The following is an 18,934-nucleotide window of genomic DNA, read 5'->3' as shown; positions in this document are numbered from 1 at the left end:
GAGACCTCTGGTCCTGACCTGGCTGCGGAGATACGGTGCGCCGATGACGATCTCGGCGCGGGGAGCGGCCGTGGTGACCGGGGCGGCCGGCGGGCTCGGCCGGGCCATCGCCGCCGCGTTGCACGCCGACGGATGGCGGGTCCTGCTCACCGATGTGGCCGCCGAGTCGGTGGCCGCCGCCGCGGCACCGCTCGGCGGCTGGTCCCGACGGCTCGACGTCCGGGACGCGGCCGCCTGCGCCGAGGTCGCCGCCACTGCGGCAGGGGCGGCCGGCGGGCTCGGGCTCTGGGTGAACAACGCCGGCCTGCTGGCCACCGGACCCGCCTGGACGCACGACGCGGCGACCCGCCGGCGGCTGGTCGAGGTGAACGCGCTCGGCGCGATGACCGGGACGCTCGCCGCGCTGGCGGTCATGCGCCGACAGGGCCACGGGCACGTGCTCAACGTCGTCTCCCTGGCCGGGCTGGTCGCCGCCCCCGGCGAGACCGTCTACGCGGCCAGCAAGCACGCCCTGCTCGCGTTCAGCCTGGGCACCCTGGCCGACCTGCGGATGGCCGGCATCCGGGACGTACACGTGTCGTGCCTCTGCCCGGACGGGATCTGGACGCCGATGCTGCACGACAAGCTCGACGACCCCGGGGCCCTGGCCTCCTTCACCGGGTCGCTGCTCACGCCGGAGCGCGTGGCCGCACGGGCGGCGCGGCTGGCCCGCCGCCCGCGCCCGGTGGTCAGCCTGCCACGCTGGCGCGGTGCCCAGGTCCGGCTCCTCGACACCTTCCCCCGGCTCGCCCTGGCCCTCACCCCGGTGATCCGGGCCGCCGGTCGGGCCGGCCAGCGCCGGCAGGCGCGCCGGGTCCCCCCGGGCGTGAGCTGACCTCGCTTGTAACGTTGCCGGCGTGACTCATCTCGACCGGTGTGACGAGGCCAGCCGAGCCTGGGTGACCGAGGCGATCGCCACGGTCGAGGCGGACGCCAACCGCTCCGCCGACACCCACCTGCTCCCCTTCCCGCTGCCCCGCGAGTGGGGCATCGACCTCTACCTCAAGGACGAGTCGGTGCACCCCACCGGCTCGCTCAAGCACCGGCTGGCCCGCTCGCTCTTCCTGTACGGGCTGTGCAACGGCTGGATCGGGCCGGCGACCACGATCATCGAGGCGTCGTCCGGCTCGACCGCGGTCTCCGAGGCGTACTTCGCGCGGATGCTGGGGCTGCCGTTCATCGCGGTGATGCCGGCCAGCACCTCGCCGGAGAAGATCGCCCAGATCGAGTTCCAGGGCGGGCGCTGCCACCTGGTCCCGGATCCGGCCAAGGTGGTGATCGAGGCCCGCTGGCTGGCCGAGGACACCGGCGGGCACTTCATGGACCAGTTCACGTACGCCGAGCGGGCCACCGACTGGCGGGGCAACAACAACATCGCCGAGTCGATCTATGCGCAGCTCGCGCTGGAGCGGCACCCCGTACCGGCGTGGATCGTGGTGGGCGCCGGGACCGGCGGCACCAGCGCCACCATCGGCCGGTACGCCCGCTACCGCCGGCTGCCCACCAAGCTCTGCGTGGTCGACCCGGAGAACTCCGCGTTCTACCCCGCCTGGCAGGCCGCCGACTGGTCGGTGCGGACCGGCCGGGGCTCCCGGATCGAGGGGATCGGGCGGCCCACCGTCGAGGCGTCGTTCGTGCCCTCGGTGGTGGACCGGATGGTCCAGGTGCCGGACGCCGCGTCGCTGGCCGCCATGCGGGCCGGTTCGGCGGTGCTCGGCCGCCGGGTGGGCGGCTCCACCGGCACCAACCTGTGGGGCGCGTTCGGGCTGATCGCGGAGATGGTCGCCGCCGGGCGGACCGGGTCGGTGGTGACCCTGATCTGCGACGCCGGCGACCGGTACGCGGACACGTACTACGCCGACGACTGGGTCGCCGGGCAGGGCCTCGACCTGGCCGCGCACCACGCCACCATCGACCGCTTCCTCGCCACCGGCGCCTGGCCGGCCTGACGGACCGCGGGGCAGGTCAGCGGGGGAAGACCCGCTCGGCCAGCCCCGGGTAGCGCACCACGAAGCCGTTCGGGTCGAGGTCCAGGTCGGCGGTGTAACTGTCGCTGGCGAAGCGGATCCGGGCCGGCCCGAGCGAGGTGTAGATCTGCTCGGCGGGGATCACGGCCAGGCCCGGCACCAGCACCCAGGCGACGGCGATCCGCCGGGCCTGCTCCGCCGGAGCCCGGCTCAGCCCGAGCCGGCGGATCGGAAGGGTGTTGAACAGCGCGGCACCGCCCAGGTCGACGTCGAGCGCCGCGGCCAGCCGGTCCGGCTCGTCGGTGCCGGGCAGCCCGGCGGGCGGATGCCCGGCCGCGGCCAGCACCGCGTCCAGGTCGCCCTCCTCGCCGGTGCGCACCCGCCACCCGTCCCCGTCGCGTTCCAGGCGTACGCTCCGCGCCCAGCCGGCGCCGTCGGCCTCGACCTCCAGCCGGGTCGTCGACCAGTCCGCGCCGGCCGTCAGTCGGTACCGGCAGGTGTAGGGGATCGGGTCCACGGCCAGCATCACGCCCTGCGCGGTGAGGCCCTGGCGGTCGTCGAGGACGGCGTGCTCCGAACCGGCGGTGTCGGTCCTGGACCAGAAGAACGACTTCGGCATCGTGGGCATGAACCGGACGTTACGCCACCCGACCGACGCCGTCGCGGGATGCGGCGACGCCGCCGCCGAGCAGTCGCTCGACGGCGGCGTCCATCAGGCTGGTGGTGCCGGCGGGCGGGATTCCCGTCTGGCCGGCGATTCTCGCCCGGTCAGTGGGTGCGGGCCGGCGGCCGCCCGCCGAAGCCGCGCCGGTCGTCGCGCGACCGGTCGTCGCGGCCCCGGCCCTCCGGCCGGAACCCGCCCCGGCGGTCGGTCGGCCGGAAGTCGCCCCGGCCGTCGCGGTCGCCGAAACGCCGCTCGCCCCGCCCGTCGCGGTCGCTGAAGCGTCGCTCGCCCCGGCCGTCGCGGTCGAAAGCGTCCCGGTCCCGGTCGCCGAAGCGCCGGTCCGCGGCGGGCTCGCGCCGCTCCCACGAGGGCCGGCCGGAGCGCTGGTCACCACGGTCGCCGTACCGTTGCTCGCCGCGCCCGTCGCCGGAGCCCCGCTCGCGGCGCTCGCCCCGGTCCGTGAAGCTGCGCTCGCCGCGGTCCGTGAAGCTGCGTTCGCGGCGCTCGCCCCGCTCCGGGTAGCCGCGCTCGCCCCGGTCTTTGAAGCTGCGCTCGCCCCGGTCCGCGAAGGTGCGCTCGCGGCGGTCGCCCCGGTCCGTGAAGCTGCGCTCGCCCCGGTCCGCGAAGGTGCGCTCGCGGCGGTCGCCCCGATCCGCGAAGCTGCGCTCGCCCCGGTCCGGGTAGCTGCGCTCGCGGCGGTCGCCGAAGCGGCGCGGGCCGGACGGGCGGTCGCCGTGCCGGCGCGGCTCGGGTTCGTCGCGGACCGGCACCCCGCTCGGCTCGCGGGCGCCGGTCAGCTCGGCCAGCGCCGGGTCGCCAGCGCGGACCCGGGTCTGGGCCGGCTCGACGCCCGCCTTCTCCAGCATGGCCAGCGTGGTCCGGCGCTGCTTCGGCAGCACCAGGGTCGCCACCGCACCCGACTCGCCGGCCCGGGCGGTACGCCCCGCCCGGTGCAGGTAGTCCTTCGGGTCCTTCGGCGGGTCCACGTGCAGCACCAGCGACACCCCGTCGACGTGGATGCCCCGGGCCGCCACATCGGTGGCGACCAGCACGTTCATCCGGCCCTCCCGGAACTCGGCCAGGGTCCGGGTACGCATCCGCTGGGTCTTGCCGCCGTGCAGGCCGCCGGCGCGCACGCCGACCGCGGCGAGCTGTTCGACCAGCCGGTCCACACCGAGCTGCGTACGCGCGAAGAGCATGGTGCGGCCGTCCCGGGCCGCGATGGAGGCCGCCACGGCGAACTTGTCGTGCGGCGGGATCAGCAGCAGGTGGTGGTCCATGGTGGACACGGCAGCGGTGGGCGGCGCGGTCGAGTGGGTGACCGGGTCGGTCATGAACCGCTTGACCAGCGTGTCCACGTCGTTGTCCAGGGTCGCCGAGAAGAGCAGCCGCTGGGCGCCCGCCGGGGTCTTCGCGAGCAGTTCGGTGACCTCGGGCAGGAAGCCCATGTCGGCCATCTGGTCGGCCTCGTCCAGCACGGTGATCTCGACGTCGTCGAGGCGGCAGACCCCGCGCTCGATGAGGTCGCCGAGCCGCCCCGGGGTGGCCACGATGATCTCCACGCCCCGACGCAGCGCGTCGATCTGGCGGTCGTACGGGACGCCGCCGACGGCGGTCTTGAGGAAGATGCCGACGGACTTGCCGAGCGGCACCAGCGCGTCGTTGACCTGCATGGCCAGCTCGCGGGTGGGCACCAGGACCAGCGCGCGGGGGTGCAGCGGCCGGGCCCGGTTGCGCTCGGCGAGCCGGGCGATCACCGGCAGGCCGAAGGCGAGGGTCTTGCCGGAACCGGTCTGGCCCCGGCCCAGCACGTCCCGGCCGGCGAGGGCGTCCGGCAGGGTGGCCCGCTGGATCTCGAACGGGGTGGTGATGCCCTGGCGGGCCAGCGCGTCGACCAGTTGCCGGGGCAGGCCCAGGGCGGCGAAGTCGGGGGTCTCGGTGGCCGGAAGCTCCGGCATGGGGGTGAAGTCGGCGGACGGGGACGTGCCAGGGGCGGCGAAGGTGGTCAAGAAATGCCTTTCGAGCGGGGCGCATCTTCGCGATGGCCTGCCGCAGCGCTGCACGCCGCCGAATCGCCCGCAAGATCGCCCATGGGCGCGCAACGGCGCGCCGGGTCAGTGATCTCCACAAGTGTACGGCGGGACGACGGGTACGGCGCGGTGCCGCGAGGCGGTAGTGGGCGGGCTCACCCCGTCACTTGCTCACCGCAGCGTCGGTCAACCCGCTCAGCGCGTCGTTGGCCAGGAACACCACCAGCAGGCTGATCGCGATCAGCAGGGCGAGCGAGGCGGCCAGCACGATCACCACCCTGGTGTTGCTGGACCGGGTCGCCGGGGCGTCCTCGGCCCAACCCTGAGCCAGGATGTGCCCGGTCAGCGAGCCGGAGTTCTCCAGCGGGCTGCCCTGCGGGAACGACACCGTGGTGAAGCCGGGCCCGTCGGTGCCGCCGTACGCCGTGCCGGCCAGGTCGGGACCGCCCTGGTAGGGAGGCCGGCTCGCCGGGTACGCCGGGGCGCCGCCGCGATCGGCCGGCCCGGTCGCGGTGGTCGAGGGCGGCCAGGTCGGCAGCGCGGGTGCCGGCACCAGCGGCGGGGCTGCCGACGCGGGCGGCGCCGAGACCGACGCGCTCGCCCGGGCGGTCGGCGCGGACGGGGACCCGAGGACACCGGCAGTCGCGGGCGGTGGCGGGAACGGCGGGGCCGGCATGGGGCCGGGCGGCGGCGGGGGCGCGGGCACCGGCGGGGCCGGTGGCGGCGCCGGCGGCGTCGGCATCGGCGGGACCGGTCCCGGCGGGGTGGGCCCGGGCGGCGGGTTGGGCACCGGCGGCGCCGGGCGGAACGGCGGCTCCGGTTCTGGTATGGGCGGGGCCGGCGACGGTGGGGTCGGGCCCGGTACGGGGGTCGGCGCCGGCTCGGGTTCCGGCGTGGGCGGCGTCGGTGGTTGAGCCGGCTCCGGTGGCTGTGCCGGCTCGGGCGGCTCCGGGTTGACCGGATTTCCGCGGTAGACCTTGGCCACCCCGGCCTTCGCCACCACCGCGTCGGCGACCTCGCCCGGCGAGACCCGGTTCAGCCCCGGTACGGCGGCGCTGGCCCGGGCCTGTTCCGCCTCGGCGCGCGGCGCGGGCGGCACCGGTGCCGGCGACTTTCCCTCGGGGACGGGCACCCGTGCGGAACCGGAGACCCGTGGCGCGGGTGGGGCGCTCGTCGGCGCCGGTCCGGGACCGCCGGCCGCCGCGCCGTCCTGGCCGGACGGGCGGTCCGGGTCCGCCGGGCCCGCCGCCGGGGCGGGGACACCCACCCGGGCCCGGGCCACCACGACCGCGGCGGGCGCAGCGCCGGCCCGGCCGGTCTCCGTCCCGGCCGGCCGGTCGGTGCGGTTGGGCTCGGATCCGGGGTGGACCGTCTCCGCCGGAACTTCGTGCTCGCCCATGCTCGCCCCTCCGCGCCCGCGCTCGCCCCCGGGCCGTGGCGCCGGCCGGGAGTGCCTGAGTCTCACCGTGCCACATTCCGGCCCGGCCGCACAGCCGGAGTGGACGGTTGGGTCAGCTCCCGGTGCTCGGGCTGGCCGACCTGCTCTCCACCGCGCTGTTGGACGGATCGGCGGCGTTCGTCGTCGAGGCCGGCGCGCTGCTGGCCGCGTCGCTCGGCGCGGTGCTCGGCGAGCCGCTCGTCGCCGAGGGGGACGGCGAGTCGGACGGACTGGGCGACGGCGAGGTGCTCGGCGAGGTCGACGGGCTGGGGCTGGGCGAGGTGGGCTGCGGCGTCGGCGGCTTGGTCGGCTTCGGGGTGGCGGTCTGGGTGGGCTTCGGGGTGGCCGTCTGGGTGGGCTTCGGCGTCGCCGGAGTGGTCGGCTGGGTCGGGGCCGGCGTGGGGGTGGCCGGGGCGGGGACCGCGCCGACCACCCGGGTGGCGGCGTAGAGCCGGCTCCAGCGGACCACCGAGATCTTGACGACGTCCCCGGTCCGCGGCGCCTCGACCATCTTGCCGTTGCCGATGTACATGGCGACGTGGTGGATGGTCGTCCAACTGCTCCCGGAGGCGAAGAAGAGCAGGTCACCCGGGAGAAGCGCGTTCGGGTCGACGGTGCGGGAGCGGGTGGCGTAGTACTGGTCGCGGGAGACCCGCGGCAGGCCACGGTAGCCGGCCGACCGGTACGAGGCGAGCACCAGCCCGGAGCAGTCGAAGCGGTCCGGCCCTTCCGCCGCCCAGAGGTACGGGTCGCCGAGCTGGGCGAGGGCGTACCGCACGGCGGCCAGCGCCGTCGGGTGGGCGACCATCCCGCTGACGCTCTGGTTGCTGACGTACGAGCTGCCGATCTGCTGTTCGGCGGCGTCCTCACGCCGGGCCGCCTCGAGCAGCAGCGCGGCGTTGTCCTTCCGCAGCTTGAGCAGCGCGGCTTCCTGCTGGCGCAGGTCGGCCTCGGCCTTGGTGTACGCCGCGGCGGTGTCGGTGGCGCGCTGCTGCGCGGCCGTGTACGCCTCCCGGGCGATCTTCTCGGCGGCGGTGGCCCGGGCGACCTCGCCGTCCACGGCGCCGGTGGCGCCCTCGGCCTTGTCGCCGCGGATGATGCGCTGCAGGGCGTTCAGGTCGCGCAGGTCGGTGCCGAAGTCGCCGGGCGGGAGCGCGGCCGCGGCCTTGACCGCGTCGGCGGCGGTCGTCTCGGCCTTCCGCTGGGCCTGGGCGAGCGCGTCCTCGGCTTCCCTGAGCGTGGCGGTGGCGGCGGCGAGCTGGGCCTGCGCCGCATCGCGGTCGCCCTTCAGCCGGATCAGGTCCTCGCCGAGTTGGGCGACCCGCGTGTCGGCCTGGTTGATCTGGGCGATCAGCGGGCCGTCGGCCGGGTTGGTGACGCCGGGGGTGACGCCGAGCCCGCCCGAGGGGGTGACGCCGGGTATGCCGGGCACCGAGGCGGGCAGCTGGAAGGTGCCCGTGACCTCCGGCCGGGAGCCGGCGTTGGGGATGGTGTCGGGAAGCGGATCGGCCCAGACCGGGGTGGCGAGCGCCGCGGCCGCCACCACGCCGAGCAGAGCGGACCAGAGCTTCGGCCGCAGCACCGGAGAGATCACCGGGCTCCTGCGTCGTTGCCGTCGGCCCTGCTTGCTGTAGCCCATTCCGCTCCCCGTCCGGTGTGGCGTCTTCCGCGCGAGGTGGGCGCGGTGAACCGGGACGGTGCCAGTGTGTGTTCCGCCCCATCCTGTCTTACCTCACCGGCGCAGCTATGTCGATGTGCGGAGGGTGACGGCCGAACGGGCGGCCGGTGAACTTGGTCGCTGCGGTTGACCGCGTCGCCGGTTCGTCGGAGGGCCGACGTACGCTCGACCGGGACAGCGGGTGGAAGGGACGTGGCTTTCGGATGGACGCCGGACTCAAGCGCGAGCTCGAAGCGAAGGTCTACGCGGGAGAGCGGCTGAGCCGCGAGGACGGTGTCGCCCTCTACGCGTCCGACGACCTCGCCTGGCTCGGGCGACTGGCCCACCACAAGCGCAGCGAGCTGAACGGCGACCGGGTGATGTTCAACGTCAACCGGCACCTCAACCTCACCAACGTCTGCTCCGCCTCGTGCGCGTACTGCTCGTTCCAGCGCAAGCCGGGTGAGAAGGACGCCTACACGATGCGTATCGACGAGGCGGTCCGCAAGGCCAAGGAGATGGAGGACGAGCAGCTCACCGAGCTGCACATCGTCAACGGGCTGCACCCGAGCCTGCCCTGGCGCTACTACCCGAAGGTGCTGCGGGAGCTGAAGGCCGCACTGCCCAACGTCAACCTCAAGGCGTTCACCGCCACCGAGGTGCAGTGGTTCGAGAAGATCAGCGGCCTGAGCGCGGACGAGATCCTGGACGAGCTGATGGACGCCGGCCTGGAGTCGCTGACCGGCGGCGGCGCGGAGATCTTCGACTGGGAGGTCCGGCAGCACATCGTCGACCACGCCTGCCACTGGGAGGACTGGTCGCGGATCCACCGGCTGGCCCACTCGAAGGGCATGAAGACCCCGTCGACCATGCTCTACGGCCACATCGAGGAGCCCCGGCACCGGGTCGACCACGTGCTGCGGCTGCGTGAGCTGCAGGACGAGACGGGCGGCTTCCAGGTCTTCATCCCGCTGCGCTACCAGCACGACTTCGTCGACTCCGCGGACGGCAAGATCCGTAACCGGATCCAGGCCCGCACCACGATGGCGTCCCCGGCCGAGTCGCTGAAGACCTTCGCCGTCTCCCGCCTGCTCTTCGACAACGTCCCGCACGTGAAGTGCTTCTGGGTGATGCACGGTCTCTCGGTGGCCCAGCTCTCGCTGAACTTCGGGGTGGACGACCTGGACGGTTCGGTCGTGGAATACAAGATCACCCACGACGCCGACGCGTACGGCACGCCGAACACCATGCACCGGGACGACCTGCTGCACCTGATCTGGGACGCCGGCTTCCGCCCGGTCGAGCGGAACACCCGCTACGAGACCGTCCGCGATTACGACCCGGCCCCGTCGCTGGCGGAGCGCCGGGCCGAGCCGCAGCAGGTCTGGGCCTGACCTCGGCGCCGGCCCGTGCGGGCCGGTGCAGTTGTCGCCGTCGCCTGTTCACCTGCTGGCTGTCCGGCGCGTGGCTTCCGGTGTCCGGGCGGTTCCACTGTGGGCCTAGACCGGCGGTGTGCTTCGAAAACTGTCTGTCCTCGCCGCGGCCGCGAGCACTCTGGCGGCCGGCCTCGTCCTTCCCACGCCGGCCCGGGCCGCCCCGCTCGGCGGGGTGCAACTCTCGGCGACCAGCGGGAGCGTCGACGCCGCCCCGGTCTTCGCCAGCGCCACCACATCGGCGCCCTGCCCGGCCGGGTTCGGCCGTAACGCCCAGCTGCGGGTGGGGCCGCCCGGCGGGCCGTACAGCAACCTGGCCCGGCCGCTGACCGCCGGCGGGTACGACCGGCAGCCGGTGACCGCGACGCCGAACCGGTCCTTCGCCACCGCGTTGGGCGGTGCGCCGGTCGATGGGGAGTGGTGGGTCGTCGTCGAGTGCGTCAGCGACACCCAGGGCGTACACCCGGAGCGGTTCATCACCCCGATCACCGTCTCCGGGCGGCAGTGGCGCGCCGGTCGCCCGGCCGGCGCGCCCCCGGCGACGCCTCGCGCTGCCGGGGCTCCGCTGGTGGTGCCCGGGTCGACCGGGGCGGCCGGCGCCTCGCCGGTGGGCCCTCCGCCGGCCGCCGCGCCGGCTGCCGGTGCCCCGACCCACGGCAGCGCCGGGCCGGAGACCGGCGTGGCCCGGCGGCTGACCGGCAACGGCGGTGTCGGCGGCGCCTCGGTGGCCAACATCTGGTGGATTCTCGCCCTGCTCGGGGCGCTGGCCCTGGTCGGCACGGCCTGGCTCACGACGCGCCGCGGGAAGCCGGGCGGCACCCGCCGCTGAACCGACCCAGACCGGTGCGATGGCCGGCCGCGTCCACCCGGACGCGGCCGGCCATCGCCGTTCCCGGTGATGATCGAGCCGGCGGCCGTCGCCGTTCACCACCGGATCCGGGTGACGAATCGGTACGAACCGATGTCGGGTCAGCCCCGTGGCGGCTCGGTGTATCCGAACGGTGGATGCCTCGGTACTCGCTGTTCACATGCTGCACGTCTGGCGTGAGCGGATGGCTGCGTACCGAGTCACCGATGCTGCCGACGCTGATCCCGTCAGTCCGGAAGTCCTGGGGAAGCGGCAACCAGCGCGCGTAGGCGCGCCGAAAGGGAAGGGAATCGAGGTGCAGCGTTCACGGTTCGTGTTCCTCGCCGCGCCGATGCCCGGGGCGCCGCAGGGACAGCCGAACGACGGCGTCCTGTGGATGCTCGTCTCACCGAACAACCGCCCGCTGGGGCGGGGCGCGGTCTACCACGCGGCCTACGCCGGGTGCCGGGAGTCGGTACTGGCACTGCAGGCGAGCATGGACCGGATCGTGCCGGTCGAGGGCACGGTGCCGGCCAGCGGCCAGTGGACCTGGCGGATCGAGCTCGACGAGGTGGCGGTCGCCCTGTCCAGCCGCTCCTACCTGCGCGCCCGCGAGTGCCGCTACAACCTGGACCGGTTCCTCGAGGCGTTGCCGCACGCGGAGGTGGTCCCCGGCACCCGTGCCGTCCGGCGCGGCCGGCGGGCCGCCTCCGAGCCCACCACGCCGTCGTCCGGCGGGACGCTCGCGGCACCGCTGGTCCCGCCGACGCGCCTGGCGTACCGGCCGGCGTCGGGCATCGAGCCACGAAGGCGGGATGCGAGCCGATGACCGTCGTCGTTTCGCCGCCCGACCCGGCGGAGACCGCCGCGCGGCCCGCGGCCCCGCGCCGCGTACGCCAGCGCCGGACCCCTTCCGACCTGGTCTTCCGTGGCGTGATCCGGGTCGGCGGCATCGTCGTGCTCGCGGTGATGCTGCTGGTCGGGATCTTCCTCACCCTGCGGGCGGGGCCCGCCCTGCGCACCATGGGCTGGCGCTTCCTCACCGCGCAGGAATGGGACCCGGCGGGCGGCGACTTCGGCGTCGCGGGGGTGCTCATCGGCACCCTGCTGATCGCCGCGGTGGCGGTCGTCATCGCGGTGCCGCTGGCCACCGGCGCCGCCCTCTACATCGCCGAGTACGCGCCCCGGCGGATCGCCCCGGTGCTGGTCAACCTGGTCGACCTGATGGCCGCGGTGCCCAGCGTGGTGTACGGCATCTGGGGTCTCTACCTGCTCCAGCCGCACCTGCTCGTCCAGGGTGAGCACGGTGCGGGCCTGCCCCGCTGGCTCGCCACCTACCTCGGCTGGTTCCCGCTGTTCCGGGTGGACGGCTTCGACCCGAGCGACCCGTTGGGCAGCAACAGTTCCCTGACCAGCTCCACGTTCATCGCCGGGATCATCGTCGCGATGATGGTCACGCCGATCATCTCCTCGGTGATGCGGGAGGTCTTCTCCCAGGCCCCGGTCGGCGAGCGGGAGGGCGCGTACGCCCTGGGCGCGACCCGCTGGGGGATGATCCGCTCGGTGGTGCTCCCGTTCGGCCGGGGCGGGATGATCGGCGGCACCATGCTCGGCCTCGGCCGGGCGCTCGGCGAGACGATCGGGGTCTATCTCGTCATCTCGTTCGTGTTCGTCATCCAGCCGCACATCCTGCAGGTCGGCGGCGGCTCGATCTCGTCGCTGATCGCGCTGCGCTACGCCGAGTCCAACCCGATCGGCATCGCCGGTCTGATGGCCGCCGGCCTGGTGCTGTTCGGGATGACGCTGCTGGTCAACTTCGGCGCCGGCCTGATCATCAACCGCAGCCGCTCCGGCGCGACCAGTGACGCGTGAGGAGCCGCAGGTGACGCCGAGACCCAACGCCTACGCCGAGGACCTGGCCGCGCCGCCGGCGCCGGAGCAGCCCCCCGCGCCGCCCAGGCCGATCACCACCATCCCGGTACGCCCGGACCACCCGGGCGCGGAGCGGCGCCGCACGACCAGCACGGTACGCCGTACCGACGTCTTCGCGGTGCTCGGCGCAGCGGTGGCCGCGGTGTGCCTGACCGCGCTGCTCTTCACCGCGCTGACCCCCTTCGACGGCGCGCTCGGTTTCCTGGTCGTGGCGTACCTCCTCTTCCTGGCCTGCTATCTGGTGCTGGTCCGGCTGGACGAGGCCGGCCCGGTGGTCCGGGACCGGCTCGCCGGGGTCCTGGTGCACAGCCTGGCGGTCACCATGCTGGTGGCGCTGGTGGTGGTGATCGGGTTCACCCTCTTTCGCGGGCGGGAGCCGCTGGCCTGGGCGAACTTCTACACGCAGGACATGCGGTCGGCGGGGCCGCTCGACCCGTTGAGCGTCGGGGGCATCCGGCACGCCATCATCGGCACGCTGGAGCAGATCGGCATCGCACTGGCGATCACCATCCCGCTCGGCCTGCTCTGCGCGGTCTTCCTCAGTGAGTTGCCCGGCGCGTTCAGCCGGTTCGTCCGGATCGTCGTGGAGGCGATGACGGCGCTGCCGTCCATCGTGGCCGGCCTGTTCATCTACGCCACGGTGATCCTCGCGCTCGGCCGGCAGAAGTCCGGGTTCGCCGCCGCGCTCGCGCTGAGCGTGATGATGCTGCCGATCATCATCCGCGCGGCGGACGTGGTGCTGCGCCTGGTGCCCGGCACCCTGCGGGAGGCGAGCCTGGCGCTGGGCGCCTCGCAGTGGCGGACCATCTGGCACGTGGTGCTGCCGACCGCCCGCTCCGGGGCGATGACGGCGATCATCCTGGGCACCGCCCGGGGCATCGGCGAGACCTCCCCGGTGCTGCTGACCGCGGGCTTCACCCAGTTCACCAACGCGAACCCGTTCCAGGCCAACCAGGTCTCCCTGCCGCTGTTCGTCTTCGACTCGATCCGCCGGCCGGACGCCACGATGGTGGCCCGCGGCTTCGGTGCGGCAGCTGTGCTGATGGCGCTGGTGCTGCTGCTGTTCGTGCTGGCCCGGCTGCTCGGCGGGCGGGCCCCCGGCCAGCTGAGCCGGGCCCAGCGCCGCCGCCGGGCGCTGGCCTCGCGCCGGGACGCCATGCGCTTCGCCCGGCGAGCCGCCGCCGGCTCCCCGCCCGATCACCCGAACCAGAGGTAGCGACATGTTCAAGCAATGGATCCGCCGTCGACCCCGGACGACCTCCCGCCTGGCCCGGGTGGTCGCTGCCGCAGCCGCCGCGGCCGTGTTGCTGACCGCCGCGCCGCCGGCGTCCGCCGCGCCGCGGCTGGTGCCGATCGTCGGGATCGGCTCGACCTGGAGCGCCAACGCGATCACCGCCTGGGCGCGCAACGTGCAGGCCAGCAACATCCAGGTGGAGTACGAGGCTGCCGGCTCGACGCAGGGCCGGGTGCAGTTCCGGGAGGGCAAGGCCCACTTCGGCGTCTCGGAGATCCCGTACGGGATGAAGGACATCTTCAGCGGCACCGACAGCAAGGGCTCCCGGCAGTCGGCGTACATGCCGATCGTGGCCGGCGGCACGGCGTTCATGTACAACCTCAAGATCGGCGGCCGGCGGGTCACCAACCTGCGGCTCTCCGGCGAGGTGATCGCCAAGATCTTCACCGGCGTGATCCGGAAGTGGAACGACCCGGCGATCAAGGCGGACAATCCCGGGCTGGCCCTGCCGGCGCGCTCGATCATCCCGGTGGTGCGGCAGGACGGCTCCGGCACCACCGCCCAGTTCACCCTCTGGATGAGCAAGCAGCACCAGGCCATCTGGGACAACTACTGCCGCAAGTGGAACAAGCCGACGCCGTGCGGCATCACCTCGGTCTACCCGCGCCAGTCCGGGTCCGGCTTCGTCGGCGCGACCGGCTCCGACGGGGTGTCGGGCTACGTCCGGCAGGAGAACGCCGAGGGCGCGATCACCTACGTCGAGTACTCGTACGCGATCAACGCGAAGTTCCCGGTGGTGAAGGTGCTCAACGCCGGCGGCTACTACGTCGAGCCGACGGCCAGCAACGTGGCGGTGGCACTGACCCGGGCGCGGATCAACAAGGACCAGAAGTCCGACGACTACCTGACCCAGATCCTGGACCACGTCTACCGGTCCAGCGACCCGCGCGCCTACCCCCTCTCCTCGTACTCGTACATGATCATTCCGACCAGGCTCGAGTACAACCTGACCGCCGACGCCGGATACACCCTCAGCAAGTTCGCCTACTACTTCCTCTGCGAGGGGCAGCGGCAGGCCGAGGTGCTGGGCTACTCACCCCTGCCGATCAACCTGGTGCAGGCCGGCATGGAGCAGGTCCAGAAGATCCCGAGCCATGAAACGATCGACATCGCACAGAAGCTGCGCAGCTGCAACAACCCGACCGTCTCGGCGGACGGCGGCAACGCGCTGGCGAAGAACGCCCCGCAGCCGTCGCCCTGCGACAAGCGGGGGCCGACCCAGACCGGCACCGGCACGGCCGGCGCGCGCCAGGAGACGCCCGTGCTGGCGGCAGCCCGGTGCGGCGCGGCCGGGAACACCGCCGGCGGCGGGAACACCGCCGCGGGCGGCGGCACCACCGGCGCCGGCACCCCCGGCGGCACCGCGGCGACCGCGGGCCCGACCGGCGGAGTTCCGGTGCCCGGCGCCGCTCCCCAGGTCGACCCGGACACGGGCGAGGTGGTGGGCGGCACCGCGGGTGTGGCGGCCGGCGAGCAGGTGGCGGCGGTGCCGGTGGCGCTGGACGGCACGGACGGCTGGCGGCTGCGGCACACCCTCATGCTGCTCGCAGCGGTGCTGCTGGTCGCACTGATCGTCGGGCCGCCGCTGGTCTCCCAGGCGCTGCAGGGCCGCCGCGACGACCACCGGGGCGACCGGTGAACCCGCGCCGCTGGCTGGCCGGGACCGCCCTGCTGCTGGCCGTCGGGGCGCTCGCCCCGGTGCCGCCGGCCGCCGCCCCGGCCCGCGCCGACGACACCGGCTCCACCGCGATGACCGTGCACGGCGTCAAGGTGGACGGTGGGTACGAGGACTTCACCGGCCTGTCCGTGACGGTCGACCAGACGAAGGACCTGGTCAACCAGGCCGTCGTGGTGACCTGGACCGGCGGGACCCCGACCCCGCGCAACCGTCCAATCGGGGTGGACTTCCTCCAGGTCATGCAGTGCTACGGCGACCCGCACGCGTCCGACGACCCGGACGGGTTGAAGTTCCGGGAGACCTGCCAGTTCGGCACCAAGCTGGACACGCCGGTGATGCCGTTCGAGGTGACGGCCGCCGCCGCGGCCAACGCCAACTCCCGGGAGCTGCACCTCGACGCGCCGGGCTACCCGGCGAAGGATCCCCGGGAGACGCTGCCGGAGGACGCCCGGATGGTGCCTTTCCGGCCGGTCTCCTGCCCGGTGGGGACCACCTCCTGCGAGCGTCCGCGTACGCCGGACGGCAGCCAGGCGCAGCCGTTCCCGGTGATCGCCGACCCGCAGACCGGCGCCGAGCGGGAGGCGTACCCGGACGAGGTGCTGTCCGGCTACTTCAACAAGTCGGTGACCAACGAGTACCCGTACGCGCTGACCGCGGCGAACGGCACCGGCCGGATCTCGTTCGAGGTGCAGAACTCCGCCCTGGCTCCCGACCTGGGCTGTGGCGATCCCTACACCGACGCCACCGGCGCGATGCGCCCGTCCCGGCCGTGCTGGCTGGTGATCGTGCCGCGCGGTCACCACCACCCCTACACGGGCCAGGACGTGTCGGCCACCGGCTCGCCGCAGGGTTCCCCGCTGATCGTGCCGAACTGGCAGTACCGGATGGTGGTGCCGCTGGAGTTCGAACCGGTCACCGGTTACTGCGCGAGCGACCAGCAGGAACGGCTGACCGCCGGCACCGAACTGGCCGCCGAGGCGGCCGCCGCCTGGCGTCCCGCGCTCTGCGCGGCGGCGAGCGGCCCGTCGATCAGCTACTCGCCGATCGGCGACGACGAGGCCGCCCGTCAACTCCTCTCGACCTCGCCGAACGCGCCCGGGCTGATCTACAGCTCGGACCCGGTGACCGCCACCGCCGACGACCCGCCGGTGGTGCACGCCCCGGTCACCCTGAGCGGCCTGGTCATCGCGCTCAACATCGACGTCAACCTGGAGAACGTGCCGCTGCCACAGCAGGTGGCCGAGCTACGTGGCACCGCCCTGAACGAGCTGAAGCTCACCCCCCGGCTGGTGGCGAAGCTGCTCACCCAGTCCTACCGCCGGGACGTGCCCGGCGGTGGCGGCCAGGCGTTGGCGACGAACTACGACAGCATCAAGCAGGACCCGGAGTTCCTGGGCCTCAACCCGCTGTTCAAGGACTGGGACCGGCGGGCCGGGGTGACCTTGAACGGCCTGATGGTGCCCAACGGCAGCTCGGTCGCGGCCCGCGCGCTCTGGCAGTGGGTCCTCGCCGACCCGGCGGCGAAGGAGTGGCTCAGCGGTACGCCCGACAAGGACGAGGCGTCCGGCAAAGAGATGATGGTGAACCCCGCCTTCAAGCCGCTGTTCACCGGCGAGACCCCGGACTACTTCCCCAAGGCGGACCGCTCCTGCTACGAGGAGACGTTCGCGGGCGAGACCTACCAGCTCTGCTCGCAGGAGCTGCGGCCGTACACCGGCGGTTTCGGGCGGGGCGCGGCGCAGACCCTGCGCGGCGACACCGGGGCGTTCGGGCAGTCGCTGAACACCAATGTGACTCCGCCCCGGTTCGACCGGCTGCCCCGGGAGCAGCCGGGCTTCCGGTTCACCATGGCGGTCACCGACTCCGCCTCCGCCGCCCGGTACGGCCTGTTCACCGCCCAGCTCTGCAAGGCGGCGAAGGGCACGGACGGGGCGTGGACGGCCAGCGACTGCCGGGGCGCGACGGACGAGGCGATCAGCGCCGCGGCCGGCACCGCCGCGCCGAGCCAGGTGGCCGGGGTCTCCGTGATCGACCCGGCGAAGGCTTGGGCGACGGCGGGTGCGTACCCGCTGTCGCTGCTCACCTACGCGGTGGCGGACCGCACCGACCCGGCGGACGCCCGCCGCGACTACGCCAAGCTGCTGCGGCACGCCGCCGACCAGGGCCAGCGGCGGGGCGTCGGCCGGGGCATGCTCCCGGAGGGCTACGTGCCGCTGCCGCCGGCCCTGCGGGAGCGCACCAAGGCCGCCGCCGCCCTGCTGGAGGTGGACCTGCCGGCCCCGTCAGCCTCGGCGTCGTCCGACGGGTCGGGTGCCACGGAGCCGCCGCCCGCGGCGCCGCCCGCCCCATCCGTCCCGGCCCCCGGTGCGGTGCCCTCCGTGGGTGCCACGCCGTCGCCCGGTGGTACGGCGCCGTCGCCGCAGCCGCCGGCCCGGCAGGCGTCGAACGCGACTCCCGGCAGCCCGGTGGGTGCCCTCCGGTACGTGCTGGTCGTCATTTTCGCGGCCGGCCTCGTGGGCGGGGTGATCGGGCCGGTGTTGCGCCGGTTCGGCACTCGAAATAGGCCGGCGGGTGGCGCGGAATGAACCCGGAAATGGCGCTGGATTCGATTGTCGACTGTTGTTCATTCGGCCTACGTGTTGGCGAGAAGTCGCACGTCGAAACGTTTGTCTACGCGCGGTTTCGAATGCCCGCTCGACGCCGCGACGATGACTGCGGCTCACCCGCCCATCGGGTGGGCGGAACTGTCATGCCCCGCAGAAAGGGAGCAGCATGAAGGTCAGATCCATCAGCAAGGTGGCCGCGGTCGGCTTCGCCGCCGTGGTCGCCGCTGGCCTGGTGGCCGCGCCGGCCGCGGCCGACCCTTCGCCCGTGACCGAGTACCGCACGCTGGCCGGCGTCGGCTCGGACACCACCCAGGACGTGATGAACGGCCTGGGCAACGCCATCACCAGCGGTGGCAACAAGGTCATCGCCTCCTGGGACGCCCGCGGCACCGCCAACGTCCGGACGAAGGCCGCGAACTGCGACTTCCCCCGGCCGAACGGCTCCAGCAACGGCCGCCGGGCGCTGCGGGCCTCCGAGGGTGAGGACATCGGCCAGGGCGGTCCCGGCTTCTGGTCCAACGTCAACGTGGTGGGCTGCGTCGACTTCGCCCGCTCGTCGAGCTACGGCGGCGGCAGCACCCCGTCGAGCACCGGCAACTACACCTACATCCCGTTCGGGGTGGACGCGGTGACCCTCGCCCGCAACGTCACCGGCGACCTGCCGGTCAACGTGTCGTTCGCGCAGGTGCAGCGGGTGTACCGGTGCTTCGACCGGACCATCGCCGGCAATCCGGTGAGCCCGGTCATGCTCCAGGCCGGCTCGGGCACCTGGGACTTCTGGTCCTCGAAGGTCGGCATCACCGAGGTCGAGATCAACCTCGGGGACTACCCCTGCCTGGCCGCGGACACCGACAGCAACCCGGCCACCGCGGCCGTGCCGCTGATCCCGCGGGCTCAGGAGCACGACGGCACGGTGCTCACCGGCTTCCCGACCCGGGTGGCCCCCTTCTCGGCCGGGCAGTTCATCGCCCAGGGCAACGCCGCGAAGATCGCCAGCCTGACCGGCGTCACGGTGGCCGACCGGCGCGGGGAGGCGGCGCTGTCCGGCATCCGCCCGACCGGCGGCGCGGTCCAGCAACCGGTGGTCAACGGCGTCCTGAACATCAACTTCCCGCTCCGCCGGGACGTCTACAACATTGTGCCGACCGCGGACCTGACCAACCCGACCGTCGCCGCCACCTTCGTCGGTGGCAGCTCGGCCGTCTGCACCGCCACCGTCAACGACGGCGGCACCCAGCGATCGGTCGTCGAGCTGTTCGGGTTCGGCGTCCGGAGCACCCTGGTCTCGCCGCTCGACGCCAACTGCGGCTACACCAACCTCCGGTTCGGCAACTGACCTCCCATCCGGT

Annotated in this window: 14 protein-coding genes; 10 read left to right on the top strand and 4 right to left on the bottom strand. The window is 73.8% G+C overall.

Going from position 1 to position 18,934, the window contains the following annotated elements:
* The first annotated feature begins 43 nt into the window (after positions 1 to 43).
* Together ACGF4F_RS18230 and ACGF4F_RS18225 are read left to right on the top strand one after the other, a co-directional pair.
* Entirely contained in the window at positions 44 to 874 is an 831-nt protein-coding gene (locus ACGF4F_RS18230; protein ID WP_357434684.1) for an SDR family oxidoreductase, read from the top strand.
* A gap of 22 nt (positions 875 to 896) precedes the next feature.
* A complete protein-coding gene (locus ACGF4F_RS18225) occupies positions 897 to 1,988 on the top strand; it encodes a PLP-dependent cysteine synthase family protein (RefSeq protein WP_357434685.1) in 1,092 nt (363 codons plus the stop codon).
* Between the two features lie 16 nt (positions 1,989 to 2,004).
* Here ACGF4F_RS18225 and ACGF4F_RS18220 read toward each other — a convergent pair whose 3' ends face one another.
* From ACGF4F_RS18220 to ACGF4F_RS18205, 4 genes are all read right to left on the bottom strand, one after another.
* A complete protein-coding gene (locus ACGF4F_RS18220; RefSeq protein WP_357434784.1) occupies positions 2,005 to 2,625 on the bottom strand; it encodes a putative glycolipid-binding domain-containing protein in 621 nt (206 codons plus the stop codon).
* A gap of 149 nt (positions 2,626 to 2,774) precedes the next feature.
* Positions 2,775 to 4,679, bottom strand: a complete 1,905-nt coding sequence (locus ACGF4F_RS18215) for a DEAD/DEAH box helicase (protein WP_393078574.1) — start codon at positions 4,677 to 4,679, stop codon at positions 2,775 to 2,777.
* A 184-nt stretch (positions 4,680 to 4,863) separates the two neighbouring features.
* On the bottom strand, positions 4,864 to 6,099 hold the full coding sequence (locus tag ACGF4F_RS18210; RefSeq protein WP_393078571.1) for a hypothetical protein: 1,236 nt from the start codon (positions 6,097 to 6,099) through the stop codon (positions 4,864 to 4,866).
* 112 nt (positions 6,100 to 6,211) lie between these two features.
* A complete protein-coding gene (locus tag ACGF4F_RS18205; protein WP_393078568.1) occupies positions 6,212 to 7,777 on the bottom strand; it encodes an NlpC/P60 family protein in 1,566 nt (521 codons plus the stop codon).
* A 242-nt stretch (positions 7,778 to 8,019) separates the two neighbouring features.
* Between ACGF4F_RS18205 and mqnE the strand changes: the two genes are divergently transcribed.
* From mqnE to ACGF4F_RS18165, 8 genes are all read left to right on the top strand, one after another.
* On the top strand, positions 8,020 to 9,189 hold the full coding sequence (gene mqnE, locus ACGF4F_RS18200; RefSeq protein WP_393078565.1) for an aminofutalosine synthase MqnE: 1,170 nt from the start codon (positions 8,020 to 8,022) through the stop codon (positions 9,187 to 9,189).
* Between the two features lie 118 nt (positions 9,190 to 9,307).
* Positions 9,308 to 10,057: a hypothetical protein gene (locus ACGF4F_RS18195; RefSeq protein ID WP_393078562.1), complete on the top strand. Its 750-nt coding sequence runs from the start codon at positions 9,308 to 9,310 to the stop codon at positions 10,055 to 10,057.
* Between the two features lie 334 nt (positions 10,058 to 10,391).
* Complete coding sequence (locus ACGF4F_RS18190) at positions 10,392 to 10,904, top strand: hypothetical protein (protein ID WP_393078559.1); 513 nt, start codon at positions 10,392 to 10,394, stop codon at positions 10,902 to 10,904.
* The gene (gene pstC / locus ACGF4F_RS18185) at positions 10,901 to 11,947 is read left to right on the top strand and encodes a phosphate ABC transporter permease subunit PstC (protein ID WP_393078556.1); all 1,047 of its coding nucleotides are present in this window, start codon (positions 10,901 to 10,903) and stop codon (positions 11,945 to 11,947) included. The genes ACGF4F_RS18190 and pstC overlap by 4 nt, the downstream gene beginning before the upstream one ends.
* Positions 11,948 to 11,957: 10 nt before the next feature.
* A complete protein-coding gene (gene pstA / locus ACGF4F_RS18180; protein WP_393078553.1) occupies positions 11,958 to 13,223 on the top strand; it encodes a phosphate ABC transporter permease PstA in 1,266 nt (421 codons plus the stop codon).
* A 4-nt stretch (positions 13,224 to 13,227) separates the two neighbouring features.
* Positions 13,228 to 14,940, top strand: a complete 1,713-nt coding sequence (pstS, locus tag ACGF4F_RS18175; protein WP_393078550.1) for a phosphate ABC transporter substrate-binding protein PstS — start codon at positions 13,228 to 13,230, stop codon at positions 14,938 to 14,940.
* Positions 14,937 to 17,564, top strand: coding sequence for a hypothetical protein (locus ACGF4F_RS18170; RefSeq protein WP_393078547.1), 2,628 nt, complete (start codon positions 14,937 to 14,939; stop codon positions 17,562 to 17,564). The genes pstS and ACGF4F_RS18170 overlap by 4 nt, the downstream gene beginning before the upstream one ends.
* 187 nt (positions 17,565 to 17,751) lie before the next feature.
* On the top strand, positions 17,752 to 18,921 hold the full coding sequence (locus tag ACGF4F_RS18165) for a hypothetical protein (RefSeq protein ID WP_393078544.1): 1,170 nt from the start codon (positions 17,752 to 17,754) through the stop codon (positions 18,919 to 18,921).
* Positions 18,922 to 18,934: the final 13 nt, after the last annotated feature.

This window comes from Micromonospora sp. NPDC047740 (assembly GCF_043204735.1).
Lineage (GTDB): Bacteria > Actinomycetota > Actinomycetes > Mycobacteriales > Micromonosporaceae > Micromonospora.
Note: the sequence above shows the minus strand (reverse complement) of the source record. Positions and strands in the feature narration are given on the sequence as shown.